25 protein-coding genes and 1 pseudogene are annotated in these 26370 nt (G+C 64.0%); 22 read left to right on the top strand and 4 right to left on the bottom strand.

Annotated elements, in window-relative coordinates:
• Positions 1–141 precede the first annotated feature (141 nt).
• From KVY23_RS05960 to KVY23_RS05925, 8 genes are all read left to right on the top strand, one after another.
• Complete coding sequence (locus KVY23_RS05960) at positions 142–447, top strand: hypothetical protein (protein ID WP_230555689.1); 306 nt, start codon at positions 142–144, stop codon at positions 445–447.
• The gene (locus KVY23_RS05955) at positions 447–1820 is read left to right on the top strand and encodes a phage/plasmid primase, P4 family (RefSeq protein WP_230555688.1); all 1374 of its coding nucleotides are present in this window, start codon (positions 447–449) and stop codon (positions 1818–1820) included. The genes KVY23_RS05960 and KVY23_RS05955 overlap by 1 nt, the downstream gene beginning before the upstream one ends.
• 371 nt (positions 1821–2191) lie before the next feature.
• Positions 2192–3256, top strand: coding sequence for a hypothetical protein (locus KVY23_RS05950; protein WP_230555687.1), 1065 nt, complete (start codon positions 2192–2194; stop codon positions 3254–3256).
• The gene (locus KVY23_RS05945; protein ID WP_230555686.1) at positions 3253–3546 is read left to right on the top strand and encodes a hypothetical protein; all 294 of its coding nucleotides are present in this window, start codon (positions 3253–3255) and stop codon (positions 3544–3546) included. The genes KVY23_RS05950 and KVY23_RS05945 overlap by 4 nt, the downstream gene beginning before the upstream one ends.
• A 381-nt stretch (positions 3547–3927) precedes the next feature.
• The gene (locus tag KVY23_RS05940) at positions 3928–4095 is read left to right on the top strand and encodes a hypothetical protein (RefSeq protein ID WP_179278352.1); all 168 of its coding nucleotides are present in this window, start codon (positions 3928–3930) and stop codon (positions 4093–4095) included.
• A gap of 5 nt (positions 4096–4100) precedes the next feature.
• Complete coding sequence (locus KVY23_RS05935; RefSeq protein ID WP_230555685.1) at positions 4101–4481, top strand: hypothetical protein; 381 nt, start codon at positions 4101–4103, stop codon at positions 4479–4481.
• Complete coding sequence (locus tag KVY23_RS05930) at positions 4481–4771, top strand: hypothetical protein (protein WP_230555684.1); 291 nt, start codon at positions 4481–4483, stop codon at positions 4769–4771. The genes KVY23_RS05935 and KVY23_RS05930 overlap by 1 nt, the downstream gene beginning before the upstream one ends.
• On the top strand, positions 4768–5334 hold the full coding sequence (locus tag KVY23_RS05925; RefSeq protein WP_230555683.1) for a hypothetical protein: 567 nt from the start codon (positions 4768–4770) through the stop codon (positions 5332–5334). The genes KVY23_RS05930 and KVY23_RS05925 overlap by 4 nt, the downstream gene beginning before the upstream one ends.
• A gap of 200 nt (positions 5335–5534) precedes the next feature.
• Here KVY23_RS05925 and KVY23_RS05920 read toward each other — a convergent pair whose 3' ends face one another.
• Entirely contained in the window at positions 5535–6296 is a 762-nt protein-coding gene (locus tag KVY23_RS05920) for a zinc ribbon domain-containing protein (protein WP_230555682.1), read from the bottom strand.
• A gap of 38 nt (positions 6297–6334) precedes the next feature.
• Here KVY23_RS05920 and KVY23_RS05915 point away from each other — a divergent pair, with 38 nt between their 5' ends.
• The 8 genes from KVY23_RS05915 (at position 6335) to KVY23_RS05880 (ending at position 15531) form a co-directional block, all read left to right on the top strand.
• A complete protein-coding gene (locus KVY23_RS05915) occupies positions 6335–6739 on the top strand; it encodes a hypothetical protein (protein WP_230555681.1) in 405 nt (134 codons plus the stop codon).
• A gap of 4 nt (positions 6740–6743) precedes the next feature.
• Positions 6744–7850, top strand: coding sequence for a CBASS cGAMP-activated phospholipase (locus tag KVY23_RS05910; protein WP_230555680.1), 1107 nt, complete (start codon positions 6744–6746; stop codon positions 7848–7850).
• On the top strand, positions 7847–8842 hold the full coding sequence (locus KVY23_RS05905; protein ID WP_230555679.1) for a cyclic GMP-AMP synthase DncV-like nucleotidyltransferase: 996 nt from the start codon (positions 7847–7849) through the stop codon (positions 8840–8842). Before KVY23_RS05910 ends, KVY23_RS05905 begins: the two co-directional genes overlap by 4 nt.
• Positions 8839–10593, top strand: a complete 1755-nt coding sequence (locus KVY23_RS05900; RefSeq protein ID WP_230555678.1) for a ThiF family adenylyltransferase — start codon at positions 8839–8841, stop codon at positions 10591–10593. Before KVY23_RS05905 ends, KVY23_RS05900 begins: the two co-directional genes overlap by 4 nt.
• Before the next feature lie 153 nt (positions 10594–10746).
• Entirely contained in the window at positions 10747–11133 is a 387-nt protein-coding gene (locus KVY23_RS05895) for a sulfate permease (RefSeq protein ID WP_230555677.1), read from the top strand.
• Between the two features lie 188 nt (positions 11134–11321).
• Positions 11322–13886: an AAA family ATPase gene (locus KVY23_RS05890; RefSeq protein WP_230555676.1), complete on the top strand. Its 2565-nt coding sequence runs from the start codon at positions 11322–11324 to the stop codon at positions 13884–13886.
• Positions 13887–14022: 136 nt separating this feature from the next.
• Positions 14023–14496 carry a hypothetical protein gene (locus tag KVY23_RS05885; RefSeq protein ID WP_230555675.1) on the top strand — a complete coding sequence of 158 codons (474 nt, stop codon included), beginning with the start codon at positions 14023–14025 and terminating at the stop codon, positions 14494–14496.
• Positions 14497–14532: 36 nt separating this feature from the next.
• Entirely contained in the window at positions 14533–15531 is a 999-nt protein-coding gene (locus KVY23_RS05880; protein ID WP_230555674.1) for a hypothetical protein, read from the top strand.
• 229 nt (positions 15532–15760) lie between these two features.
• On the opposite strand, the gene KVY23_RS05875 is transcribed toward KVY23_RS05880, so the two are convergent.
• Positions 15761–15913, bottom strand: coding sequence for a hypothetical protein (locus tag KVY23_RS05875; protein ID WP_230555673.1), 153 nt, complete (start codon positions 15911–15913; stop codon positions 15761–15763).
• Positions 15914–16438: 525 nt separating this feature from the next.
• Between KVY23_RS05875 and KVY23_RS05870 the strand changes: the two are divergent.
• From KVY23_RS05870 to KVY23_RS05850, 5 genes and pseudogenes are all read left to right on the top strand, one after another.
• A pseudogene (locus tag KVY23_RS05870) lies at positions 16439–16636 on the top strand (TetR/AcrR family transcriptional regulator); the annotation flags it as partial.
• 60 nt (positions 16637–16696) lie between these two features.
• Entirely contained in the window at positions 16697–17077 is a 381-nt protein-coding gene (locus tag KVY23_RS05865; RefSeq protein ID WP_230555723.1) for a TetR family transcriptional regulator C-terminal domain-containing protein, read from the top strand.
• A 172-nt stretch (positions 17078–17249) separates the two neighbouring features.
• Entirely contained in the window at positions 17250–18458 is a 1209-nt protein-coding gene (locus tag KVY23_RS05860) for an MFS transporter (RefSeq protein ID WP_230555672.1), read from the top strand.
• Positions 18459–18606: 148 nt separating this feature from the next.
• Positions 18607–19065 (top strand): cupin domain-containing protein, encoded by a 459-nt coding sequence (locus tag KVY23_RS05855; protein WP_230555671.1) that lies wholly within the window; start codon positions 18607–18609, stop codon positions 19063–19065.
• Between the two features lie 108 nt (positions 19066–19173).
• Positions 19174–19896: a GAF and ANTAR domain-containing protein gene (locus KVY23_RS05850; RefSeq protein WP_230555670.1), complete on the top strand. Its 723-nt coding sequence runs from the start codon at positions 19174–19176 to the stop codon at positions 19894–19896.
• On the opposite strand, the gene KVY23_RS05845 is transcribed toward KVY23_RS05850, so the two are convergent.
• Both KVY23_RS05845 and KVY23_RS05840 read right to left on the bottom strand, forming a co-directional pair.
• Positions 19889–21385 carry an MFS transporter gene (locus KVY23_RS05845; RefSeq protein ID WP_230555669.1) on the bottom strand — a complete coding sequence of 499 codons (1497 nt, stop codon included), beginning with the start codon at positions 21383–21385 and terminating at the stop codon, positions 19889–19891. The two genes, KVY23_RS05850 and KVY23_RS05845, sit on opposite strands and share 8 nt — an antisense overlap.
• Entirely contained in the window at positions 21382–21990 is a 609-nt protein-coding gene (locus KVY23_RS05840) for a PadR family transcriptional regulator (protein ID WP_230555668.1), read from the bottom strand. Before KVY23_RS05840 ends, KVY23_RS05845 begins: the two co-directional genes overlap by 4 nt.
• A 208-nt stretch (positions 21991–22198) precedes the next feature.
• Between KVY23_RS05840 and KVY23_RS05835 the strand changes: the two genes are divergently transcribed.
• Entirely contained in the window at positions 22199–26335 is a 4137-nt protein-coding gene (locus KVY23_RS05835; RefSeq protein ID WP_230555667.1) for a bifunctional nitrate reductase/sulfite reductase flavoprotein subunit alpha, read from the top strand.
• Positions 26336–26370 lie beyond the last annotated feature (35 nt).

The raw sequence follows: 26370 nt of genomic DNA, 5'->3' as shown, positions 1-26370 counted from the left end.
AAGTATGCCGCCGACGAACGACGACTCGTGTTGCGCGCGATGGGAATCCGATCAATTCGTTTGCAGAACCGCCTACTTGCCGAGGGTGGAGACGCGCTTATCGACCTCGCTGTGCGGTGCCTTACGGATTTACCGTCGTCGGTGCTGGAAACGCAGCTCGACGCCACGGTCCCGGTCCGCAGCATGGGCAACGCACCGGTCACCGACCGAACCCACCGGATGCGCACAATCGACAAGCGGGACCCACGAAAAGCGCTCCCTAAAAGCACCGTGGACGTTCTGCGTGAGTTCTACCGCGCCGAGGGTCGACTGCCGGTCATCGTGCCGCTGGCCATCGGGGCCGAGGTCGCGGCCGAGGTGGGATTGCCGACGAGATTTCTGATGCCCCGGCCCCTGCGCGCAGAGCTTGTCGCGCGCTTCAAGCACGAACTGACGGAGATTTTCTAGTGACTACCGACGACACCCGCTGTCTGCGACTCTCACGCCAACACAGCGGACAAGCGCGGTGGGCATACCTGCTCGCCGAACATCATGCGAACGACGTCATGTTCGTTACCGGTCTCGGATGGTTCGCCTACGACGGGACCCGCTGGACCGAGGACCCGGACGGAGTGGTCGCTACTCGGCTACTGCTCGCACTGCTCCGAGCGGGTCGCTCGCAGGAGTCCGTGGACAAGGACGCTCTGTCCGAGATTGCGTCCTGTGAGCGTGCGAGCGGACTTGCTGGAGTGCTCAGCATCGCGGCGAAGCTGCCCGAGTTTCACTGCACCGTGGCCGACCTGGACGCCGACCCGAACGTTCTCAACGTGGCGAACGGGACCGTCGACCTACTCGACGGGACATTGCGAGCGCACGACCCAGACGACCGAATAACGAAGGTCACACGCGCGGCATACCGACCCGAATCCCGTTCCGTGGCGTGGGAGAGATTTCTGGAGTCCTCACTGCCCGACGCCGAGGTTCGCACATTCCTCCAGCGATACGCCGGCTACGCACTGAGCGGCCGAGTAACCGAGCACATTCTGACGATCCTGCACGGAGAGGGCCGGAACGGTAAGGGAGTGTTCTACGGCGCTCTGAATCACGCGCTCGGATCGTATGCTGGCATCGGCGAGTCCGAGTTGTTCCTCGATCGCAGAGGCGCGCACACCACCGGCGAGATGGACTTGCGCGGACTGCGACTGGTCACGGTCTCCGAGACCGGACAGGGTGCCCAGCTCGCCGCTGCGACGGTGAAACGACTTGTCGGCGGGGACAGGATCAAAGCGCGTCGGATGCACCGAGATTTCGTAGAGTTCGAGCCGAGCCACTCGCCGTTTCTCGTGACGAACCATCTGCCGAAAGTGCGCGGCGACGATCCGGCGTTATGGGCACGCCTGCGTGTGGTCCCGTTCGGCGTGGTGATCCCGGAGGCCGACCGAGTGAAGGACCTGCCGGTAAGCCTGGAACTGGACGCGGACGCCGTACTCGCGTGGATGCTCGCCGGCAGACGCGACTACCTGGACCGTGGAGACCTCGCAGCTCCCGAGGCCGTGAAGGTTGCTACGGCCGGCTATCGGCGCGCTCAGGACGCCGTCGAGCAATTCCTGGACCAGGCATGTGAGAAGACGATCGGGGGCCGAGCGCTCTTCTCGCAGATGTACTCGCGCTGGAGCGCATGGGCCGAGCGCGCCGGACACGAACCGCTCCAGAAGGGAGAGTTTCGGAAGGCGCTCGAATCTCGTGGGATTGCCGTTCGACTCAGCTCGAAACGCCAGAACGAGGTTCACGGCTACGTGCTTCCGACGCTTCGACTCAAGGTCTCGACGGAGCCCGAATAGCGCCGAGGCGGAAAAAGCGGAAAAGCTACATGGACTTTCTCATGTGTACGCGTAGGGGAATCAATGTGGGTTTTCCGCTTTTTCCGCAGAACACCTTATGACCAGCAGAAATGCCCAACCCACGGAGGTAGAGATGCCCAAGTTCACGGTCGATATGACCCCCGAAGAGATGGGACTGACTCGGACGTGCGGAACCTGCAAGGCCAAGCCTGGCGTCGCGTGCGTCATTCGTCGGCGCGGGGACGAACTCCGAATGCATGGCACCCGGCAAATGTTGGGAGTCGGGAGTTACAACCGCTGGCGCTACGGGCCGAACGGGCCGAGTTAAAACCCACCAATCAAAACCACACACTCACGAAAGCGAGCACCACATGACCCTCACCAACTCCACAGGATTCAACCCCAACACACCACCGACGAACGCGGACGACATCGCCCAGGAAATCGGTGAGGACGAGAGCCCCGATCTGCTCTCGGCTAGCGCAGTAGAGGCAGGGAACCGACTCGCAATGTCCGACGCCGGAGAACGCGACATGAGGGCCGTAGTCGGGACGACGCAAGTGGGAGCCCGAGAGCGCGACTTGCGACTCTCGGAAGACCGAGCAACAGCCGAACGTGCACGCGCCCAGATCGACGCACAGCGCGGTGGACCGACGATCTCGACCGCACTGCGCGGAGAGGCCGGCGAGGCCGTGAGCGAGCTTCTACGGCTCGATGACATCGCACGGCAGGCATCGGCCATCGAACACCGCGTAAACGCCGAGGTCGGCGAACTGGAGGCGGCGAAGGCCAAAGCGGCCGAGGATGCCCTACTGGACGGCCTTCTGGCGGAAGGGTGGGATGCCAGCGCGTCGAAGAGGGCCGTACCGCCGATCCTCACGCCCTTCATGGCGCACAACGAGCATCAGCGGCCCGTGGGTCGGCCGGAAGGCTTTGCCGTGGACGTGCGCACTCGACTCCGCCGGCAGCACACCGAACGCAACGCCAAGCGGGTTCGCAACAACCTTGAGAGCATCGAAAAGCTGCTCAGTTCTCGCACACTGTCGATTCTCGATAGCGCCGGTACGGCAGCGGACGCCCTTGAGGCAGCGGGCCTATCGGTCGACGCCAGCGCAGAAGACATCATCGAGCAAGACGACCCGGCGGTCTCGGCAGCCTGGCGAGCATGGCGGGAAGCCGTGGTCCGGTGGACCGAGGTCCAGTCGACGCGCCGTTGGCTCGCAGTGGCGCTGTCGAACGGGTTCGATCCGAAACGGCCTCTGGAGTTGCTGAACGACACAGACGCCGAACGGATTTCGTGGGAGCGGCAATTCGTGGGAGCCGAGGTAGGGGTCCGTGTAGAGGGGTCCCATATGACCCTTGTCTGGTGGCTCGCACATGGCAGGCCACCGGCCGCAGGGGTAGCGGCACTGGACGAAGTGGAGGCAGCACAGTGACCGCCAAGAACCGAGGGGTTGGTCGTTATCTGTCCGACGACCATCACGTTGCGTCCGTGTTGAGAGCCAAGAAAGCTCAGCTGGAACGGGATGAACGTAAACGGGAACACGAGAACTCGATGGCCATCAACAGAAGCAAGCGCGAAGCCGATCGGCAGGCCGAGGCCGACAAGTCGCACGGAGTCTCGCAGGTGGAGGCTGGTCGAGTCGAGAGCGGTGGGTCACCGATCAAGAATGCTCAGCGTCGCGAGAACGCCGGCAGAGGGTTCGGCCGGTACTTGGACAACTGACGGCAGCCGACGCCTCAGCGTGGCGTACAGCCCCGGCATTCCATCGCGGAGTGTCGGGGCATCGTCGTCTCGACCCCAGGGGGTCCACCTCCCCCCGCCCCCGTTCACGGAAGGCAGCCCCGTACTGCCAATCCTCACGCGAGCGGTGCTAACCGTATCGGCCCCAGGTGCCTGACCTGGCGTTTTACCCCCTCTAAGACCCTCCAGCTCGACCGTAGAGCGACGACCTCGGCGTCATAGACCCGAAACACATTGGCGCTTAGCCCTTCTCACTCGAACGAGCGGGTTGGACTCTCGCCGGCCGTGGACTTTTGACAGCGCCGATACCGTGGTCGCATACCCATAGGGGGTATGTTCCGTGACCGAAAGCGACGGCCGAACATGGCGATACCGCAACCCTCGGCGACCACCAGAGCCGAGCACATCACAGCAGCCGAGGACGCACTCGCGCGTGCCTACAAACTCGCCGACGCGAACGAGAACGTCGACCCCGAGTTCTGGCTGTCGCTCTCGGCACAGCACTCGATTCTCGCGCAACTGAAGGCGTGACCGACATGACCGACCTGACAGCGATTTTCACAGCGAAAGCGACCGAGCTAGGGCTCGCGCTGGACGCCGACGATCTCGCCGTGCTCCAGCGGGCTCAGCAGGCATCGGACGCGGCCGACCGCTGCGCGCGCGAACTGGAGTCACCCGGTATCGGCTCGACCGCCATGAAAACGTTCATGGCCGAGCAACGCGCGCAGTCTCTCGCGCAAGCGCGACTTATGGCCGACATGGACCGACGTCTCGGCGTCGCAGCCGCGCAAGGCGGTGCGAGAGGCATCCGAGGCACGTACACCGGCGACGGATCGCAGAACAGTGCGAGAGATGCCGAGCGTGCGAATCGGCGCGGTGAGACACGACAGAGCCGCACAGCACAGCGGAGGGCATGATGGCGCGCCCGATCGCAGCGCCCGCGAGGCCGGACACCAGCGACGACGACTCGACGCCCGCCGAGATGCACCCGGAGGCGTGGCGTCGTTGGCTTCCCGAGGTCCACGACGAGCCGACAACGGAGTTCGAGAAGGACATCGCCTACCCGAACGGCTGGACTGCGAATCCGTTCGGCTCGACGGCCGAGAAGCGGGCATTTACCCTACCGACGCCCGTCGACGGGTGGCGCGAAGAAGTGGCCGCACAGCTGCAATGGCGTGCCCGCGACGAGTGGAGGGCCGCGCAGTGACCACCGCCGACGTGTCTCTGATCGTGCCGGCGACGTGTCCACGCGGACACCGGCTGGAGCCTCGCACGGTCACGCTCGACGTGCGGGTCGTCCAGCACACGAAAACGTCGCGACGTCTCGACGCGACGTCGTGGACGTGCGTGCCCTGCCTGCGCGCCGAGTGCTACACCGCGCATACGGGCCAACCTGCGCCGGCCGAGATATTGCGCGCCGAGTGCTTCGCACGTCAGCACGGATGGTCCAGCTCCAGCGGGTGGCACCGACGCGTGCGATTCGGCAGCGGACGACAGTTCACCGACCGCGACGAAACGCCGGACAAGACCAAACGAGCACCGAGGAAAACCGAAATGACTCACTCTGACCCGACATCGAGCGCAGCACTCCGAGGAATCAACGTTCAACGGCGAGCGGCCGAGTCCACCACCTGGCGCGACTACCTCGACCCCTACGAAGTGCCGACCGAGGCCGACCGCGACGACGTCGAAGAACTGGGGCTCGAGGCGTGGAGGGACGCCCGCGCATATCGGCGCTACCGCCAGACGCGACACGGACGGGCCGCATGAAAGGCGGATACCTCCAGCGCCGGCGACGTCGTCCGCCGATCATCGCCGTCTCGGATAGCAATGGGATAGCAGTAGCGCCGAGACACGGCGGGAATCCAAGTGATGCACCGGGAACTCAGGACGTCGATTACCTGCGCTACAGTCGATTTGAGGGCACGTTCGGGAATCCTCAGGATCGGCCGTGAACGCCAAAATATAACTCATAATCCATTGGTCGCGGGTTCGAGCCCCGCCCGCCCCACCCCGCGCACAAAGCTCGAACCCTTGCCAGCAGAATCGTTGGCAGGGGTTCGGGCCTTGTCGGCGTTCTGAGCCCAGTTGAGGGCGTTGGCGTTGACCTCGTGGTCGAGCAGCATCTCGAGGGGCCCGTTGTTCTCGACCCGGAGTTCGTCGTCCTCCTCGATGTAGACCTTGGTGAAGAAGGCCTGGTTGCACAGGCGCCGGTTAGCGTCGTCGCACCGGTTGTAGATGTCGGCGCAGTTCTCCAGCAGGTTCAGGGCGTCGTCCAGGTGGGCGCGGGCGTCGACGTACTCGCCGTGGTGGGCGTCGATGCGGCGGTTGATGCTGTCGAGTTCGGTGAGGATGCGGTCTTGTTCTCGTTTGAGCAGGGACAGCGGGATCGCGTCGGCGTAGTGGGCTTGCAGCCGTCGTTCTTGTTCGTGCTGGAGGCTGTCGCGGCGGGTGGTGAGGCGGGCGAGTTCGTCGGTCTCGGCGGCCATGAGCTGGTCGAACTCGTGGTGCAGCATCCCGGCGAGGGCTTCGCGGTGGGTGGGGGTGATCTGGATGCACTGGTAGTAGTCCTCGATCAGCTTCTCCACGTCGGCGATCAGGATCGCCGCGCGGGCGCAGTCGGTGCGCTTGGAGTGCCGGCCGGAGCAGACGAAGTAACAGTAGACGTTGCCGTGCCGATTCTTGGCGTTGGAGACGATCAGCCGGGACCCACACAGCCCGCAAGGCGCCACGGCTCATCGCCGGCCTGATCCCGTCCGCCGATGGTCTGATGACCGGCGATATGCGCCGAGCGCTTGATGAGCGACGCGAGCTGATCGAAGCCCGTGCCGATGCGGTGCTCGACACCGCACGCCAGGCTGGCGAGCCCTGGACGGAACCACTCGGTGAGCCACCCCGCGATCCGCGCAAGGAAGCGGCGTGGCGACGGCACGCCCGCACCGTCGCGGCCTATCTCGACCGGTACGTCATCACCGATGACTCGCCCCTCGGCCCGGAACCGGAGAACGTGGCGCAGAAGATCGACGCGGCTCGCGCAAGAAGCGCACTTGCACGGGTAAAGAAGCCGCCCGCCGGTCCGCGTCCGTCACCGAGCGTCGCTCGAGCGAGCGAACTTCTCCCGGGCGGAGCATGTGATCTGAGCCCGAGGGAATGTCGGTGCGGCGGCGTAGAATAGTTACATGGGTGTAATTCCTGCAAGTTCGACCGATCACGGAGGCGAGATGCCGGCCGGACAGGCCGACGCGCCCGGACGGCAGGACCATCCATCCACGACGATCGAGCCAAGCACCCCATCCGTCGATCGTTTCCAGATTCTCGCCCTCGATGGCGGGGGAGCCAAGGCACTGTTCACTGCTCACGTGCTGGCGCGGCTGGAGCAGGACCTCGACGTCAGCATCAAGGACTCGTTCGACTTGATCGCTGGCACGTCGGCGGGTGGGATCGTCGCGCTCGGGTTGGGTGCCGGTCTCACCCCGAGCGAGATCGTGGGGCACTACGAAGAACTGGTCGAGGCGGTCTTCCCGGCCGTGCGCCGGCGACTGTGGCGGCGGCCTCGCCAACTCACTGCGCCCATCTACGACGGCGATGCGCTGCGCACCGCCTTGACGAAGGTACTCGGCGAAGGGCTGCTGGGAGACAGCGCGAAGCGGTTGGTCATCCCGGCGTGGGACGTGCAACGAGGCTCCGTGCACATCTTCAAGACGCCGCACCACACACGGCTCGCCCGAGACTGGCGCATCCCGATGGTGGACATCGCGATGGCGACCTCGGCGGCGCCGCTCTACTTCCCTGCCGCGCGTGTCGACGGGCACCGCCTCATCGACGGCGGCGTGTGGGCGAACAACCCCTCTGTCGTCGCGATCGCCGAGGCCGTGAGCATGCTCGATGTACCGCTCGCCTCGATCAGGGTGCTCAACGTCGGCACCATCGACCAGCTCACGAACCACCCCAAGCGCCTCGACCGCGGCGGGCTGTTCAATTGGGCGAAGCCGATCGCGCCACTGATCCTCACAGCCGGCAGCCGTGGCGGACAGGGCATCGCTGAGCATTTGATCGGCAAGGCCGCTTTCACCAGGTTCGATGCTCTCGTGCCGGGCGGACTGTACGCACTTGACTCGGCAGACCCGAGCGATGTCGCAGGCCTCGCCGCGTCCGTGAGCCGCGAGCTCAGCCCCATCTACACCGCGCGATTCGCAGATCATCGCGCGGCTGACTACACACCGTTGATCGGAGACCGACACCGCGGCGACCCGACCAGCACGTCGACCACGGAGGTCTCCCGATGAAGCTCACTGACTACTTCAACGTCCTGCTCAAGGACACCGTCAACCTCGGCCAGGTGAAGCTCGACTCGCTCGACTCTCGCGTCGAGACGGTCTACAAGGCGTTGAAGGCCGACGAGCAGATCGGGCACCTGATCCTCGGCAAGACGCCCCAGGGCTCGTGGGCGCACAAGACCATCATCAACCCGGTGGGCAGCAACGAGTTCGACGCGGACTTCATGCTCGACATGAGCGAGAACGCGGACTGGTCCGATGATCCCAAGAAGTACATCGAGGAGGTCTACGCGGCTCTGCACCGCCACAGCACCTACAGCAACATGCCGCACTCACGCAAGTGCCGTTGCGTCCGACTCGTCTACGCGAACTCCATGCACCTCGACATCGTGCCGCACCTCAACCTCGCCGATGGTCGCGAAGTCATCGTCAACCGCGACGACAACGCCTGGGAGTCGACCGACCCCCAGGGCTTCACCGACTGGATGAAGAACAAGGACGCGCTCGCAAAGGGCAACCTCCGCAAGGTCATCCGACTGATGAAGTACCTGCGCGACCACAAGAACTCCTTCACCGGCACACGGTCGATCCTCCTGACGACACTGCTCGGCGAGCAGGTCACCGAGCTGCGCGCGCTACTCGGCCCCGGCTACTACAGCGACGTCCCGACCACCCTCCTGCACCTCGTGAAGGACCTCGACGCCTGGCTCGAGGCGCGCCCGATCAAGCCCTCCATTCCAGACCCGGCCGGATCCGGGGTCACCTTCGACCATCGGTGGGAGCAGGCAACCTACAGCTACTTCCGAGACCGCATCCATGTCCACGCCGCCGAAATCGAGGAAGCGTACGAGGAGGAGAACAAGGAGCGCAGCATCGAGCTGTGGCAGGGCATCTTCGGTGACAGATTCAAGGCCCCGGCCACCTCGTCCAACAGCGCGAAGTTCCCGGCAGCAGCTCCCGCGGCCGCTTCCACCGTGGGGCGGTCTGGCCGCGCGGGATGAGCCGCCGCAACCGGGCCACGCTCTCGGCCTGGCAGAAGCATCTCGTTGACGAGCTGAGATCACTCGCCAGGGAGCACCCCCACGACGTGCGGATAGTCCAGCAGCCTCGGCTCGACTCCGACGGCGACGCCACCCTCCGACTCCGGCTCCACACCGCCGACATCCCTCACCGCCCCGGCGGGCTGGCACTTGGAGACGACGAGGAGTTCATCGTCAAGATTCGCCCCTCACTGTTCGCGCCCCCGAGCGCCGAGGTTGACCACACCCGCTTCCTCGATTTCCCGCACGTCCTCCAAGGGCAGCGGCTCTGCATCTATCTCGACCCCTCCCGCGAGTGGCGTCCGTCCGCCGGGATGGCCGGATTTCTCAGCCGACTGTGGGACTGGCTCACCGATGCCGCCGGCGGAGCATTCGATCCCTCGACCGCGATGTACCACGCTGTCGGAGGAGTGCTCCACCACGCCGAGGACACACCCACCATCGTCGTCCGCGAACCTGGGCCGCCGAAGCGGCAGCAGCTCGCTCGGCTCGTCGCCCGCTCACCGCACCGATACGACCTCACCTACTCGACCGACCGCGACGGACACCGCACACCCGTCTTTGTCCTCGCGAGCGACCTTCCATTCGGCGCGGCATCCACCTTCGCGCTGTTCCTGACGCTCCTGGACGACCCGCACCTTGACCGCGCCGAAGGACGACCACCAGAAGTCTCACTGCAGTCGCCCGCGTTCCTTACCTCGCTCCTTGCCAGTGCTCTACGAAACCCTGACGGTACCGAGCAGTACTTCGTGCTTGCTGTGCCGCACCCCGCAGGGGGACCGCACCATCTTCTCGGCGGACGCCTTCCCGCAACTACGGCCGACGCCCTGCGACGCCTCGCCAAGAAGCACGGCACCGCGGTCAACCTCGATCCCGCGATCATCAACGCCGACATCCCGATCGAATGGTGCAACATGTCCGACGAACGGCAAGAGGTCACGACCCGGCGCGACGACAACCGTCCCGTCAATGGCTTCCAAGGAAAGACCGTTCACATCTGGGGCTGCGGTGGCCTGGGCTCATGGCTCGCCGAGTTCATCGCACGCGCCGGAGCCAGTGCCATCACTGTCTGCGACCCCGGCACCGTCACCGGCGGACTGCTTGTGCGACAGAACTACACCGAAGCCGACATCGGCCAGACGAAGGCCGACGCCCTCGCCACACGCCTCCGCGCGATCCGCGACGACCTGACCGTCACCGTCGCAGAAGGAAGCGTCCCCGATCCAGCCGTCTCTCTCGCCGCGAACCTCATCATCGACGCCACCGTCAGTCACAGCATCGCTACCTACCTTGACACCCTCACAGGCGAAGCCCGCAAGGCCCTCATCGCCCAGGTCGCCACCGACGCCGGGACGGGATCGCTCGGTATCGCCAACATCTGCGCGCCCGGTGCCGCCTGTACGCCGTCTGAGCTTGACGACCAGGCAGGTCGCTCGGTAGTGGCCGATGGTGGGTTGGAGCTGTACCACCCGCTCTGGGAGGACGCAGCCGAAGGCGACGAACTGATCCCCACCAGAGGATGCTCCGTACCCACATTCCACGGCTCGGCCGCGGACCTCGCTGCCGTCGCCGCGACACTCGTCAACATGATCGGCCTGCACCTCCAACAGGCAGAGGCACCTGTTTCAGGAACCCACCTCATCGCCCTGCCGCACGCACCAGCCGGCCCACGGCATCGCTTCCTTCCCGCGGCGTCGGACCCCCGCGGATGAGATAGCACGGGGTTACGTGTGTCGTCGCGCGGGCGTACAGTGGCGGCCGAGGCAGGTCCTCCTCGATTGCAGGTCCTTCGGGACGGCCCAGCTTGGGCGCTCACACACGTACTGCCTCCTCGACGGAGAGACACGTGTGACGAGAGGCCCGCCATGATCCGCCTGATCTGGGCGCTCAGCGCCCACGCTCGCTACTATCCGCGCCGCTACATGCCCACCAACCGACTGCTCGACGCGATCCGCCGTCGACACAACTTGAAGTGGGGCATCCCCGCGATGCTCCTTGCCGTTCCCTACCTGCTGATAGCGAGCATCTGCACCAACGCGTTCGACCAGGGTGCCCCAGGCTGGCTGCATCTGGTCGCGCTCTGGTCGGTGTGGAACGCGATGAAGTTCATCATCATGGGGCCGATCAGCCTCGTCCTCCTGGTGCGCGCCCGTATCCGAGTGGCTGGTGCACGTCGCCGGGATCGAACACGCGAGACCCCGAAATGGACCACGCGCCAGAGGGAACCGACTGCCTACGTCGCGGCACGGTAGCCCTCGCCGGGACAGGCCTTACTCGATCGGCGAGCGTAGTCACGCTCGCGGCTGTCCGCGGCCGGCCGCGAACAGCACGCCCTATCGGTGCGCTGGTCGTTCCTTCGCGCGCCTGCCGGTCGCTCTAGAATTGAGCCTGAGTAGCACGGTCGATCCCGACCTCGCACTCGCGGCGAGGGAGGATGACGGTGACAGACACGACGCCACCTCAACGGGTAGACCCGCGCGACCTGCTCAGCGAGTGGGCGAACACCTCCGACGAGTGGGTGCGCTACATCGTGAGGCACGTCCTCAACGGCGGCGGGCCGCTCGGAAGCGAGGAGCAATCCGGAGCGTACGTCCTGTTTCGTCAGGAGAAAGCCTTCGATACCCGCGAAGTCCCCACGGAGGGGCCGCTCGTCACCCTCGAACGCGAGGATGAGGCGATCGAGCCGCTGACCCTTACCTCGCTCTCCGAAGTCGTTGGTGTCAACGCCTTGGTAGAAGGCGGAATCATCGAGCCACATGCCGGCCTGACGATCCTGTTCGGAGAGAACGGCACAGGCAAGACGGGGTACTCCCGCATCTTCAAAGCCCTCGCGGCGAGCCGCACTGCCGATGTGATCCTCGGCGACATCGAAGCGGCATCGCCGCAGCCCCAAGCAGCACTTGTCGGTTACACGCTCGGCACTGAGTCGAAGACCTACACCTGGACCGGACAACAGGGCGTCGCGCCCTTCACCAGGATGTCCATCTTCGACAGCCCTTCTGTCAGCTTCCACGTCGATGACGACCTTGAGTACGTCTACGTGCCAGCAGCCTTGGCACTGTTCAATCACGTCATCGCAGGCATCAAGTCGGTACAAGCCCACATCGACCGGGCCGTCGAAAGCCTACGATCTCGGTCCACAGGGCTTCTGTCTCGCTTCTCACGCACCGCCACGGTTTACCCGCTCATCGAGACGCTGGGAGCGTCCACTGATCTGGAACACCTGAGGTCGCTCGCCGACTCCGACCCCGACGTCGACACACGTATCGGCGACTTGCGCCGCACGGTCGCCGCGCTGGAGGCGGACGCCATCAGCGCTGAGATCAAGCTGCAACAGCGAGTCGAACGCGTCTTGACGCAAGCTTCCAACGCGGCCACCGTGATGGCTGACTTCAACGTGGAGGCATACGGCCGCGAACGCGACACCCTTCACGGACTTGAAGAGGACTACCGCGCATTCCGAACCGCCCTGTTCGAGGCAGCCGACCTACCGGCCGAGCCCGACGACACTTGGAGCACGTTCATCGAGGCCGGCGAGGCATACCAAGCACATCTCATTGCGGTCGGAGCACACGACGCCGATCGGTGTCTGTACTGCCGACAGCCACTGAACGAAGCGGCGCGATCGCTGATCGGCAAGTACTCCGAATACCTCGAAGACAAGATCACCGCTGACATCGCCGCTTCAAAGGCGCGGCTCCACGCACTTACAGAACCGGTCACCTCGATCCAGGTCAACGACGTCTCTACCTTCGCCGACGAGTACGCAGATGCCGAGGACAAGCCCCACTTCCACGTTGAACTCGACCGGACCCTGAACACCATCGCGGAGCTAACCGAGCAGCTTCTCGCCGCTTCCGCTGCGAACACAGCGCTGACCGAACACGCCGGTACAGATGCGATAGCGCTCGGCTCGGCGTTGGAGACCGCCAAGCAAGCCCTCGGCGAACTGAGGGCACAGGCAGCTACACGGGCTGACACCTTGGCCGAGAAGAAGAAGGAGGTTGTCGAGCTAGAAGCCGCAGCAGAACTGACGAAGTCGTGGACGCTCATCGAGTCACACGTCCGCGACGCCAAGCAGGCTGACCGGCTCACGCTGCTCGCCAAGCCCATGCCTGGGCTCCTGCGCGCTGTAACCGGGCTGGCCAAGACCGCAAGTGACCAGATGATCAACGAGAGCTTCGATGCGCTCTTCAACGAAGAGTGCGCGGCACTCCGCGCGCCCGCGCTGCACGTGGAGTTCGTCGGCCGTCAGGGGCGCGCACAACGCCGCAAGATCCTCAGCGGGAAACACAAACCGTCCAAGGTGCTCTCGGAGGGAGAGCAGAAGGTCCTCGCAATAGCGGACTTCCTCGCCGAAGCGCGCCTCGCCGGAATCACCGCGCCCGTCATTTTCGATGATCCTGTCTCAAGCCTCGACCATCGCCGCATCAACGAAGTCGCGCAGCGCGTCGCGTCGCTCGCTGACACGACACAGGTCATCGTCTTCACCCACGACATCTTTTTCGCCAGCACGCTGCTTACGCTCATGGAAGCAACTAAGCGCTGCTCCTACTTCCAGATCACCGATGAAGAGGGCAAAGGGAAGGTCACCCGAGCGACGGGTCCCCGCTGGGACAGCTTGAACAACATCAAGAAGAACATCAACGAGACCATCCAGGCAGCAAAGTCACAGGACGGCGATGCGCGGGCGGCGCTGGTCCGCACGGGTTATGGCTGGGTGCGCGCGTGGTGTGAGGTCTTCACCGAGACTGAACTACTCCAGGGCGTCACGCAGCGCTATCAACCCAACGTGCGCATGACCAACTTGCCCAAGATCAAGTCCGAAGCACTTCCTGCTGCGATCGATACCATCAACCGCATCTTCGAGGAAGCATGTCGGTACATCGACGGCCACTCACAACCCCTGCCTAGCCTCGGGGTCAGCCCCACACTCTCCGGACTCGAAGCCCACTGGGCCGAGCTGACCGAGGCGCGCACCGCCTACAACGCGGCGACCCCGTAGGGCTCCTCAACGCCACACCCGCCGCAGCGGACCCGAGTCCCAGCCATAGGCCCTCATGTCAGTCCTCGGGCTTGGCACGCTGCGCGCGACAACTGTTCACCCGTTGCACGTCGGAACCGTGAGGGAGAATGAAGCTGTGACTGAGCGCATCCCTGAGGCAGAGGCGTACGTCCGGTTTCGCCTGGACGAGCTCTCGTCGCGGAACGAGCATCATCGGTTCGAGGAGATCGCGACACGGGTTACTCAGAAGCGGATCAGCTCGAACATCATCGCGACCGGACCGGTCAGCTCGGGTGGCGATCAGCAGCGAGACGCGGAGACGTTCACAACCCGTCTCCCGAATAAACTGCCGCACTCGGCAGGCTTCGCGGCCGCTGCTTCGACCTCACCTGTGGTTCTGGCCTGCACCGTCCAAAGCGGGAGCTTGAAGCAGAAGGTCCTCAGTGACCTCGCCGGCATCTGCGCCGACGGTGCGGCTGACGTTGACCACGTCGCGTTCTTCAGCGTGCACCCCATCTCCGAGGGCGTGACCCACGACGTCCAGCAGACCGAGGGGCGGGCAGCACACTCGACCACCCTCAAGTGGCAGGGAGCACGCCCGTGGATGTGAGTTTGAGCATGCGCCCCGTTGTGAACTGAGGGTCCCGTGCTTCACGTCTACCTCGATCAGTTCGCATGGATCGGTCTCGCCAGAGCAGCACATGGCCGGCCGGACGGCGCGCGCTACCGCGATGCACTCGAGATGTGCCAGGCGGCAAGGGCGCACGAAGTGGCATCGTTCCCCCTCGATCTGTATCGGTACTGGGAGACAGCCAAGAACCACAACGACGGCTCCAGGAACCGCCTGGTCGACACGATGATCGAGTTGTCCGACTTCGACGCCATCATCACACCCAAGCAACTTCTCTATTACGAGATCGACATCGCCCTACGCGCCCGTTTCGCACGGCCAAACGATGTGACTGCGCCTCGCGTCTTCGGACGAGGCATCGCTCACCTGACTGCCGGCGGCGTCCACAACTCCATGAGGCGGACCGACCAACGGGCCGCCTCCGAAGACAAGAGCAGCGACCTCAGAACTCCGATCGACCGCCCGCTCGAAGAGCTACTGCTGCGCGCAGGTCCAAGCACTCACGCACGTGCGGGCCTACCACTCGACCTAGTCCGCTGGGGTGACTTGTTCGTGCGGCACGAAGTCAGCGTCGCTGAAGAGATCGCGCGGCGGAAGGTGCCGCGCGCTGAATTGCTCCCTGCGGTCGTCCACTCTGATTTCAACGATATCGCCCCGGCCATCCGTGAGCGGGTCACGGCCGCGGGCATCAGTGCCACGGAAGTGACCGAGACTTTGGGTGGAGTTGGCCTGCTCCAACTCGTTGAGTCCCTCCCCTCGCGCCGGGTGACGAACGCTCTGCGGGTGAGCAAGCACCTCCATCCGCGTTCGCACCAAGAGTGGAAGGCGAACGACTTCATCGACGTCGTCCAACTTCCCGTCCCCGCGGTCTACTGCGACGTGGTGTTCACCGAGAAACAGTGGGTCCGAGCCTTGACGCGCGAGAAGGACGACAGGCTCGATGAGCGGTTCGACACCAAGCTCATCTTCGAACCCGAACAGCTGGTCGAGGTGCTGGTCGCCGCGAGCCTGTGACGGCGAACGTGATGCCCCTGGTCCATCGACGGGAGCGACCAGTGACTACGGCGCCGAGCGCGCAGACTGGTTCACCGCGGGCTGACGGCGCCCGCTGGGGCGAATCTCGACACCTTTGGCGGCTAGCGCTCTTCTCACCGCCTGCTGGCTCACGCCGAAGCGCAGCCCAACCTCCATCAGCGTCAACCCACCCGCGTACAACTCGACCGCTTCGGGCAGGTGGCACTCGTCAAGACCGCGCCTGCGGATTGGGACCGAGCGACGGACGAGGTGCCGCTGCTATGCGGCGGTGCACGCTGAATCGCTCACCCAGCGTCGCGCCTGGCTCGTACAGGGCCACCAGCTCGTCCACCTGTGCCGGGCTCAGAAGGGTTTGAGCCATCCCAACTGCACGCACCATCCGACCCCGCGAGTCCACTACGGACTGCGCCAACGGCCTGCGGTCCCGCCGGTAGACCCCTCTTGAACTGCGGGAAGCCATCGTTTTCAGGCCGGACAGGGGTTCTCGAACTCTCTACGGAGGTCCACCAAGACGGTCTTGCTCGAACCCGGCACCAAAAACGTCGGCGAGAGAGGCCTCGAAGGCTTTCGACCAGTCGACGTGGTCGAAACATATTCAACGGACCCTTCGACGGGGTTCGTTTTGATTTCCGGATAAGGTTTGAGAAAACGCTGCTCAGCCGCGTAGTAGTCATCGAACGGCTGGTTGCGAACGTCACGCTCAACCCCTCGACATCTAGATGGAAGCGCTGATGGAACCCAGAACTGGCAATCCAGGTGGCCCCATCACCCTGGCAAAACCAGCTCACGGTGGCCCCAAGCTCATGGCAGACGACACTCTCCGAACGTTCCTCTGCTGGATTGTGTCACCGAAGGTGGTGACCCGGCGAAGAACAAGCTGCTATTTATGGACAGATCGATACACAATTGCTACCGTCTCCCCATGGGCAGAACGGCTGAGTTCGATCGACGGACTGCCGTTGACGCTGCGCTCGGCCAGTTCTGGACTCACGGGTTTCACGGAACCAGTACCGAAACATTGTGTCGCGTAACGGGACTGGGTCGCAGTAGCCTGTACAACGCTTTCCGCAGCAAGGTGGGTCTGTACGAAGAGTGCATGGCAACATATCTCGCGGAGGCAGACGACTCGGTCGATGCGGTTCTCATGTCCAGTTCGACGACCGTGTTTGAACGCATTTCGGTGCTGTTCAGCGACCTGATTGACAGCGAGATGGACCGGCGCGCGTCGGGCGGCCCATCAGGGTGCTTTTCGGTGAATACGGCGCTCGAAGCTACGGACGATCCTGAGCTCGCGGTGCCGCTTCAGCAATTGACAGCGAGTCTGCACCGACGACTCTCGATCATGGCGGACTATCTGCTGGCCGGACAGGCCAGCGGTGATATTTCCTGTAGGTTGCCACCTCGCGCGCAGGCCGAGATCATCAACGGTGCTGTCGTCGGCATGCGGGTGGCTGCACGAGTGGGATCGAGGCGCGAGTCCATGCGCGCCATCGCCGATGGTGCATTGATTGCCCTGAGGCCCTAAAAAACCGAGAAGTCCAGCAGTCGTGAGCAGGGACGCACGGACCGATTCTGTACGGATCTGTATAGAAAATGACTCGGGCGCGGTTTCTCCGACGAATTGCACTAGGCGAGGGCAACTTCGGCCATGCGCCAGGACCACACAACGGCTTTCCCCACGCTGAAAGGACCGCTACATGAGGAGCACCGAATTGGCCAGGCAACAGAGGTCCGTTGTCGATGGCATCACCCGAGTCCCTCTCCCGGTGTATGTACTTGCGTTCACCATTCTCGCGTTCACGACCAGCGAGTTTATGGTGGCTGGCTTGATGAACGACCTGTCACGGGATCTTCCTGCAACCATCCCCAGCGTCGGCTACTTGATCGCAATCTACGCCCTATCGATGGTGCTCGTGGCACCACCTGCCTCCATCTACCTCACCAGGTTCCGCCCCAAATCTGCCCTGATAGCCATTTCGATCGTGTTCATCATCGGCGAGCTGATCGCCGCTGCAGCGCCCAGCTACACCGTCATCGTGATCGGTCGCATTCTCACCGGAGCTGCCGCAGGCACCGCGTACGGCGTCACTCTGTCCATCGCAGCCCAGGCAGTACCCGAGAGGATCCGCGGCCGCGCAATCGGTATCGTCATGGGAGGCAACACGATCGGAACCGTCATCGGGCTCCCTCTCGCCAGCTTCCTCGGCAACGCGTTCGGTTGGCGACTGGCCTTCGGTTTCGTTGCAGTCCTGGCTGCCATTGCGCTAGTGGCGAGCTTCATGCTGGTCCCGGCAGTGGACGCCGGCCCCCGACCGAGAATTGTGGCTCAACTGTCGGAGTTGAGAAACGGCAGCCTCTGGCTCGCATACGCGACAAGCGGCTTGCTGATCGGCGCGGTCTTCTCTCTCTTCAGCTACTTCTCACCCATCCTCACCGAACGTGCCGGATTCGACCAAGGCTGGGTCCCCATCATTTTGGCCGCGTACGGTGTCGCGTGCGTCATCGGCATCACTGTTGTCAGCCGCGTCGCCGACAACTTCCCACTGACCGCGGCGGGCGTCGGCGCGGTCGTCATCTTCCTGTCCGGTCTACTGTTCATCTTCGGTGACACCAACTCACTGTTGGTCTTGTTCGGCGTCGCAGCTCTCGGGTTCGCCGGAGTCAGCCTCAATCCAGCATTCGCGGTGCGCGTCATGAAGTTGGGCGGCACATCATTTGTCGTCAACACCGTTCACACCTCGATCATCTGCTTCGGCATCTTCCTCGGTGCTTCGCTCGGCGGTGTGATCATAGACCTGTCCGGATCTATCCAATCGGTGTACTACCTGTCGCTCGCTTTCGCGGGCATCGGAATACTTTCGCTGCTACCGAAACTTGGTACCGCGCGAGTCGAGCTGACGAAGTGACCTCGACCCAGCGGCCAAGCTGCGGGGACTGCTCACCCTGGCGGATCGCGACACGGTCGCAATCGCAAACGAGCCGAATACGTAATCTGCTCCACCGGAAGCCGCCTGACCCTATTCTGAAACGGGTCGGGAGCCCTGAGGAGGTTGCATGTCGAAGACCATCGTTCGCTCTGCCACCGCGTTTCTGTCCTGCATCGCCCTGGTGGGTCTCGCGCCCGCGGTCGCTGGAGCCACCCCGCCGTCCGGGGTGACGGCGGAGACTCTCGCGCACGCATCGTTCCCACTGTTGCCCGGCAGCGCCGAGATCGCGGGTACCGATTTCACGGTCCGGAAGATCGTCATCGCTCCGGGCGGAACCACCGGTTGGCACTATCACGACGGCCCGGTGTACGCGTATGTCGAGTCGGGTGTTCTCACCCGCGTCGTGAACGAGTGTGCACACGTTTCCTCGCCCGCCGGCGCCTTCGTCGTCGAGGACGTCGGTGCAAACCACGTGCACGAGGGCATCAATGCCGGGGACGTTCCCGTCGTTCTGTACGCGGCATACATCGAACCTCCTGGCAAGCCGTTCGCCGAGGATGCACCCGCTCCCCCGTGCGCCGGGTGAGCCCCCACTTCCGGGCACTGGGTAACCTGGTAGGTCGTATGCAGATACGCGTGTTCGGTGGATAGCGCCAGCGACCACCGGATTCGTCACGACCCGATCGGAGACTCCATGGACGACGACAAGATTTCGACCGAAGTTGCGTCGACCGACCCGGCAACGGTCTTTGCTGCACTCGCCGACATCGTCTACCGCGGCACCAGCGCCGATGAGGTCTACTCGGCGATCTGCGTCGCCGCCACGCTCCTCGTTCCCGGGTGTGACCATGCCAGCCTCATGCTCGTCGACCGCGGCCGAAACGTCACCGTGGCGGCCTCTGATCGGATAGCCCGCACCGTCGACGACATCGAGCGGGCAACGGGCGAAGGCCCGTGCCTCGACGCCATCGACAACGAAGCCGCCCAGATCGAAACGGACTTCCTGACGCCCACCGCATGGCCGGCGCTGGCCAAGGGGGTCTTGGCGCGCACCCCAGTTCGCGGAGCGATGGGCTTTCGCTTGTTGCTCGATCATCAGAAGGTCGGGGCGCTGAACCTGTTCAGTGACACTGCAGGTGCGTTCACCAGTGAAACGGCGGATCGGGCCATCATTCTGACGGCGTTCGCGTCGGTGACGGTCTCCTCGATCCTGCACGGCGAGGAAGCTCAGACTCTCAGGATGGGGCTGCGCAGCAACCGGGAAATCGGCAAGGCCGTCGGTTTGCTGATGGTCTCTCACGAGGTCACCGACGACCAGGCCTTCGACATGCTGCGCAAGACCTCTCAGGACATGAACGTCAAGATCGCGGCGCTGGCGCAGTCCGTGGTGAAAGCCCACAAGCAGAGCATCAACTAGCGGACGTCTGCTTCGGGGTCGGCGCACCAGGTGCCTCGACGCGCTTCGGAAGCGCGAACACGAGCAGCAACGCGAGCACTGCGAAGCAGGCGCTGACCGACATCGCCATCGACGCGGCATGGGTGAAGCCGGTCGCCACGGTGTCCGGGCCGGTGATCTCGAGCGATCCGAACAGGACGCTGCCGATCACCGCGATGCCGACCGCGCTGCCGATTCGCTGCATCGTCGAGATCACGCCGCTGGCGGCACCCGCATCCGCTCGGTCGACGGTCGCGACGATGAACTGGGCGTTGGGGGCGATGAACGCTCCGTTGCCGAGGCCGCCGATGAGCAGCGGCACCAGCAGCTTCCAATTGGTCAGGTCTGCGGCTTCGGTCGTCGCGAGCACGATCCACACCCAGATCAAACCGACAGCGACAAAGGATGTGCCCAGCAGTAGGACGGTACGTCCTAGTCGCTGGGTGAGTCTGTTGCTCTGCGAGGCCCCGATGATGCTGCCGATCGCGAACGGCAGCATCACTGCGCCCGTCGAGAGCGCAGAGTTTCCGAGACCGGACTGCCACAGCAGCGACAGTGTGAAGAAGATACTGGTGAAGGACGCGAAATACACGAGCGCCAGGATCGTGCCTCCGGTGAAAGCGGGATGCGCAAACAGCTTCGGAGGTACCAGCGGGTTGTGTCCACGCCTGCTGTAGCGAACCTCCCACGCACCGAACGCGGCTACCAGCGCAACGCCCGCAGCCAGCGTGAAGTAGGTCCACAGCGGCCAGCCCTGTTCTTGGCCCTCGATGAGCGGAACGAGCAGCGCGACTAGACCTGCGGAGATCAGCACGAGTCCGATCCAATCGATGCCCGATTCCGATCCCGTCCGCTCCTCGGTCTTGTTCGGCAGTAGGACGGCCGCAGCGACGAGCGCAAGAATTCCGATGGGCAAGTTGACCCAGAAGACGCCCCGCCAACCGTTCTCGTCACCGAAGGCCTCGATGATGAGTCCGCCGGCGATAGGTCCGAGCGCGGTCGAGACCCCGATGACTGCACCCATGATCGCGAACGCTTTGCCGCGGACCGGCCCAGGAAAGAGAAGTTGAATGAACGCGGTGACCGCGGGTACGAAGATGCCGCCCGACAAACCTTGAACGATGCGCGCGAGCACCAACTGCAGGTCGTTCTGCGCGAATCCACAGGCGAAGCTGGCGACCGTGAACAGCGCTAGACCGGTGAAGAAGACCCATTTGTGGCCGATCCGATCGCCGACCTTGCCGGCCGGGATCAGCGCCAGACCGAAGGCCAGCGCGTAGCCAGAGATGATCCACGACAGGGTTGCCTCCGACGCACCGAGACTGGTTTCGATCGTGGGAAGTGCCACGTTGACGATCGTCGTGTCGAGCAGCGCCATGAACATGCCGAGCAGCAGCACCACCAGTGCCTGCCAAGCCCGGCGAGGCACATCCACCGTCGGGGCGGACGCACGTGAGTTGGTCTCGGTCATTGTTGTGAACAATCCTTCGAATGCGGGGGCGGTTGATGCGGTGGTAGATGGGTCCGTGCCGTCTCGTCGGCGACGATGTCCGGTAGTGCTTCGCGCAGATTCTCGTGCCAGTCGATCTCGGCGAGGAGGCGTTGCTCGCGGTGTTCGAGCGCGAACACCTCCGCGAGGGAGAGATACGGCCTGGCTCTACGTGTCGATGTCACCGTTGTCTCCAGCAACTCGCGCAGCATCGCCACCCGGGCGTTGATGACCTCGGGCAAGGAGTCGAGACGGTCGGGGTCGAGTCGCGTGAGAGCCAGATCGAATGGGTCGGGCCGTAGTGTGAATTCCGACAGCCCCTCCCTGCGCAGGGTGGTCAGCGCCCCGCGGCCGAGGTCGGTGATGGCGTAGACCTGCCGGGCAGGGAAATTCCCGGCCTGCTCGGTGCGGACATCGGCGATCAACCCTTCGGCGTGCAGACGCTTGAGAGCGCCGTACAGACCACCCACGGAAATGTCGGTCCACATGTGTACGTGCTCTTGTTCCGCGAGTAACTTCAATTGATGACCGTGCATCTCTCCCCGCTGAGCCAGCGAGCCGAGGATGAACAACCGAATCGAAGACACGAAACTACTCTTGCACGAGTACTCGATGCTCGTCAAAGTAACTCAGCTCACTGACCTGCGAGAATGACCGAAATGTCCAGCCACCGCGCCTTCCGAGTGCATCACCGAACCGAGTTCACCATCGCGGGTGAGCAACGGTGAGGACAACGTCACGTCGGGCTAACTGATGTGTCATAGTCCGGAATCCTCGACCGAGCAGGGTGATCTCGTGGCAACAGAAACAGTCGACCGTGCTGCGGACACCGTCAAGACGGTCTGCGCGTATTGCGGCGTCGGGTGCGGAATCACGCTGCAGATCGGACGTCGCCCGGACGGCACGGCAACAATCGAGAAGTCGGTGGGCGACCCGTCACACCCCGCCAGTCGCGGCCGTCTCTGCACCAAGGGTTCGACCACCGCGGACATGCTGGCCGCCCCAGGTCGACTCGCCACCGCTCTGACCCGTACCGCGCGGGGCGACGATCCCGTACCCACACCGACCTCCGCCGCCATCGAACACACTGCGCGCACACTTCGGGCCATCCTCGACGAGCATGGCCCGGACGCTCTGGGCATCTACGTCTCGGGACAGATGTCGATAGAGGCGCAGTACCTCTCCAACAAACTCGCCAAGGGGTTCATCGGGACCAACCAGATCGAGTCGAACTCGCGGCTATGCATGGCCAGCGCCGGCACGGGTTACAAGCAGTCCCTCGGCGCCGACGGTCCCCCCGGTTCGTACGAGGATTTCGACCACGCGGACGTCTTCCTCGTCACCGGCGCCAACATGGCGGACTGCCACCCGATTCTCTTCTTGCGGATGATGGATCGGGTGAAGCAGGGCGCGAAGCTCATCGTCGTCGATCCGCGACGCAATGCGACGGCCGACAAAGCGAACCTGCATCTCCAGATCTCACCCGGCGCCGACTTGGACCTGTTGAACGGCCTCCTCCATCTACTGGTCGCCGGCGAACACATCGACCGCGAGTTCATCGCGGAGTTCACCGACGGCTGGGATGCCATGGAGGAATTCCTCGCTGACTACACTCCTGCCCGCGTCAGCGAGAAAACCGGTATCGCGGAGAGCGACCTGCGGACCGCAGCCAGGTGGATTGGCGAGTCCGGCAATTGGATGAGTTGCTGGACAATGGGTCTCAACCAATCCACGCACGGCACGTGGAACACCAACGCGCTCGTCAACCTCCATCTCGCGACGGGTGCGATATGCCGCACCGGCAGTGGGCCGTTCTCGCTCACCGGGCAACCGAACGCCATGGGCGGCCGCGAGATGGGATACATGGGCCCCGGTTTGCCCGGTCAACGCGCGGTTCTCTCCGAGGAAGACAGGACGTTCGTCGAGCAGCAGTGGAAACTGCCCACGGGCACACTGCGCACCGACACCGGCGGCGGCACGATCGACATGTTCTCCCGGATGGCCGACGGCGACATCAAGGTATGTTGGATCATCTGCACCAACCCCGTTGCCTCCGTTGCCAATCGCAAGACCGTCATCGCTGGACTCGAACGCGCGGAACTGGTGATCACGCAGGACGCATTCGCTGATACCGAAACGAATGGCTATGCCGACGTGGTGCTTCCAGCATCGCTGTGGACGGAGTCCGAGGGCGTGATGGTCAACTCGGAGCGAAACCTCACGCTGTTCCGCAAGGCCGTCGACGCCCCGGGCGAAGCCATGCCGGACTGGCAGATCATCGCGTCCATGGCCTGTGCGTTGGGTTACGCGGACGCGTTCACCTATTCCTGCGCCGAAGAGATCTTCGAGGAGATCAAGCAGTTCTCCAACCCTCGAACCGGCTACGACCTGCGCGGAGTGACCTACGCGAGGCTGCGCGAGAGCCCACTGCAGTGGCCGTGCCCGCCAGATGATCCAGACGACCGACACCCCATCCGGTACATCAACGACGGCGTGAGCCAGACGCAACAGGTTCGCGAGGACGGCAGTGTCCCGGCGTTGTCCTTCCCAACCCCGACCGGCCGCGCACAGTTCTTCGCCAGGCCTTCGATGGCGCCCGCGGAAATGCCCGATGACGACTACCCGTTCCTGCTCAACACCGGCCGCCTGCAGCACCAGTGGCACACCATGACCAAGACCGGCAAAGTCGCGAAACTCAACAAGCTCAATCCCGGCCCGTTCGTCGAGATCCACCCTCTGGACGCCGAGCGGCTCGGATGCAAAGCGGGTGACCGCGTGGAGGTCGCATCGCGGCGCGGCCGTGCGGTACTCCCGGCCGTGGTCAGCGACCGGGTGCGGCCAGGAGATTGCTTCGCACCGTTCCACTGGAACGACTCCTTCGGGGAATACCTCTCGATCAATGCCGTGACCAACGACGCCATCGATCCTTACTCGCAGCAACCGGAATTCAAGGTCTGCGCAGTGACTTTGACCAAGGTCAGTTCGGAAAGCACACCCGATCTACCGGACTCGGTATCGACGCGATCCCCCGTCGATACGCTCGCCGAGCTGGTGGGGCCATGCGCGGGGCCCACTCTCCCCCTCCCACCTGTCGAACAACACTTCGTCGCCGGATATCTGGCCGCGCTTCGCACCGACGCCGCGCGTGAGGCGTCGGGCATCCCCACACTCCCGCCGGTGACACCGCTCTCGCCCGATACCCGAGCATGGTTCGAAGGGCTGCTCGCCGGACTGTTTTCACGAACCGATGCAACACCGGTCGCCGACGGCGCGGCGGCGCCTGAGGAAGAGTCGGGCGATACCGTGCTCGTGCTGTGGGCCTCGCAAACAGGCACCGCCGAGGAGTTTGCATTTGCGTGTGTCGACACGCTCAGGTCATCCGGCCTCGACGTTCGGGAACACGTCATGGACGACTTTCTTCCGGCGAATCTGACCGACTACAACAGTGTTCTGGTGATCAGCAGCACCACCGGAGACGGGGATGCACCGGACAACGGCCTGACCTTCCTCGACGGACTCTCCGGCGAATCGGCGCCCGATCTTCGGGGGGTTCGCTTTTCCGTTCTCGCTTTCGGGGACTCGAACTACGACGACTTCTGCGGCAACGGCCGCCGCCTCGACAGCCGGTTGGCCGATCTGGGAGCCGAGCGGCTGGTGGGTCGTGTCGACTGCGAACCCGATCACGAGGAGGCGTCCTCGGTCTGGCTGGAACGTGTGCTCGCCAAACTCACCGCGCAAATCAGCACCCCGACGAGCACCAAGCCGAGCACGATTCCTAGCACGACGTCCGGATCGCGTGGAACGTCATCGACGGGGTACGGCAAGAAGTCGCCCTTGCCTACCTCCTTGGTCCGCAACACCCCCCTGTGCGCTGCCGGCTCGGCCAAGGACGTTCGTCAATTCGGCTTTCACCTCCCCGAGGGGACGTTGAGCTACGAGGCCGGCGACGCCCTCGGCGTGTGGCCCCGAAACAGTGACGCGCTCGTCGAAGAATGGTTGACGGCAACGAGACTCGACGGCGACACGGTCGTCGACATCGCGGGCCACGATGCGATGCCACTGCGAACGGCGCTGCGCGAACGACTCGAAATCGCGAAGGCGTCTCCGGACCTGTTGGCGTTCGTGGGAACTCGCACACGCGACGCCGATCTGGAGCGGTTGCTGATGCCGGAGAACAGAAGCGCATTGGCCGACTGGATGTGGGGCCGTCAGTCGATCGACGTGTTGACCCACGCACCGGTTCAGGCAAGCGTCGACGAGTGGCTGAGCGTACTGAAACCGCTTCAGCCACGGCTGTATTCGATCTCGTCGAGCCCGAAAGAGAATCCCAATGAAGTTCAGCTGACGGTGTCCACGGTGCGCTACAACGTGCACGGCATCCCCCGCCGCGGTGTGTGTTCAACGTACTTGGCAGATCATGCGGACGGCGAGGACGTGCCCATCTTCGTGCAGAAGTCTGCCCATTTCAAACCCCCGGAGGACCCGAACGCGCCGATGATCATGGTCGGCCCGGGGACGGGCGTCGCCCCGTTCCGCGCTTTCCTGCACGAGCGCAGAGCACTGGGACACACCGGTCCGAACTGGCTTTTCTTCGGCGAGCAGCACGCCGCGACGGAGTTCTACTATCGCGACGAGTTGACGACGATGATGGACGACGGCACTCTCACGCGACTGGATCTGGCGTTCTCCCGCGATCAGTCGTCCAAGGTGTACGTCCAGGACCGGATGACCGAGCATGGCGCTCAGTTGTGGAAGTGGCTACAGGAGGGTGCGCACTTCTACGTATGCGGCGACGCAACCCGCATGGCAAAGGATGTGGACAACGCATTGAAAGGCGTTGTTGCCCAGCACGGGAAATTAGCGCCGTCGAGCGCCGAGGCATACGTGCGGGCCCTTTCTGCGGAGAAGCGATATGTGCGCGACGTCTACTGACTTGGTGCACAACATCGATCGTTACCGTTTTGTGT

Origin of the sequence: Rhodococcus sp. I2R (assembly GCF_020889545.1) — a bacterium.
Lineage (GTDB): Bacteria > Actinomycetota > Actinomycetes > Mycobacteriales > Mycobacteriaceae > Rhodococcoides.
This window is presented reverse-complemented; position numbering and strand designations above follow the sequence as displayed.

What these genes read in the sequence shown, in the direction of transcription:
- KVY23_RS05865 (WP_230555723.1), top strand. Translation starts at nt 16,697, where the DNA reads ATGTCCAGTTCGACGACCGTGTTTGAACGCATTTCGGTGCTGTTCAGC.
- KVY23_RS05875 (WP_230555673.1), bottom strand. Translation starts at nt 15,913, where the DNA reads ATGGCTCAAACCCTTCTGAGCCCGGCACAGGTGGACGAGCTGGTGGCC.
- KVY23_RS05915 (WP_230555681.1), top strand. Translation starts at nt 6,335, where the DNA reads ATGACCGGCGATATGCGCCGAGCGCTTGATGAGCGACGCGAGCTGATC.
- KVY23_RS05950 (WP_230555687.1), top strand. Translation starts at nt 2,192, where the DNA reads ATGACCCTCACCAACTCCACAGGATTCAACCCCAACACACCACCGACG.
- KVY23_RS05855 (WP_230555671.1), top strand. Translation starts at nt 18,607, where the DNA reads ATGTCGAAGACCATCGTTCGCTCTGCCACCGCGTTTCTGTCCTGCATC.
- KVY23_RS05860 (WP_230555672.1), top strand. Translation starts at nt 17,250, where the DNA reads ATGAGGAGCACCGAATTGGCCAGGCAACAGAGGTCCGTTGTCGATGGC.
- KVY23_RS05910 (WP_230555680.1), top strand. Translation starts at nt 6,744, where the DNA reads ATGGGTGTAATTCCTGCAAGTTCGACCGATCACGGAGGCGAGATGCCG.
- KVY23_RS05900 (WP_230555678.1), top strand. Translation starts at nt 8,839, where the DNA reads ATGAGCCGCCGCAACCGGGCCACGCTCTCGGCCTGGCAGAAGCATCTC.
- KVY23_RS05935 (WP_230555685.1), top strand. Translation starts at nt 4,101, where the DNA reads ATGACCGACCTGACAGCGATTTTCACAGCGAAAGCGACCGAGCTAGGG.
- KVY23_RS05895 (WP_230555677.1), top strand. Translation starts at nt 10,747, where the DNA reads ATGATCCGCCTGATCTGGGCGCTCAGCGCCCACGCTCGCTACTATCCG.
- KVY23_RS05930 (WP_230555684.1), top strand. Translation starts at nt 4,481, where the DNA reads ATGGCGCGCCCGATCGCAGCGCCCGCGAGGCCGGACACCAGCGACGAC.
- KVY23_RS05940 (WP_179278352.1), top strand. Translation starts at nt 3,928, where the DNA reads ATGGCGATACCGCAACCCTCGGCGACCACCAGAGCCGAGCACATCACA.
- KVY23_RS05850 (WP_230555670.1), top strand. Translation starts at nt 19,174, where the DNA reads ATGGACGACGACAAGATTTCGACCGAAGTTGCGTCGACCGACCCGGCA.
- KVY23_RS05845 (WP_230555669.1), bottom strand. Translation starts at nt 21,385, where the DNA reads ATGACCGAGACCAACTCACGTGCGTCCGCCCCGACGGTGGATGTGCCT.
- KVY23_RS05905 (WP_230555679.1), top strand. Translation starts at nt 7,847, where the DNA reads ATGAAGCTCACTGACTACTTCAACGTCCTGCTCAAGGACACCGTCAAC.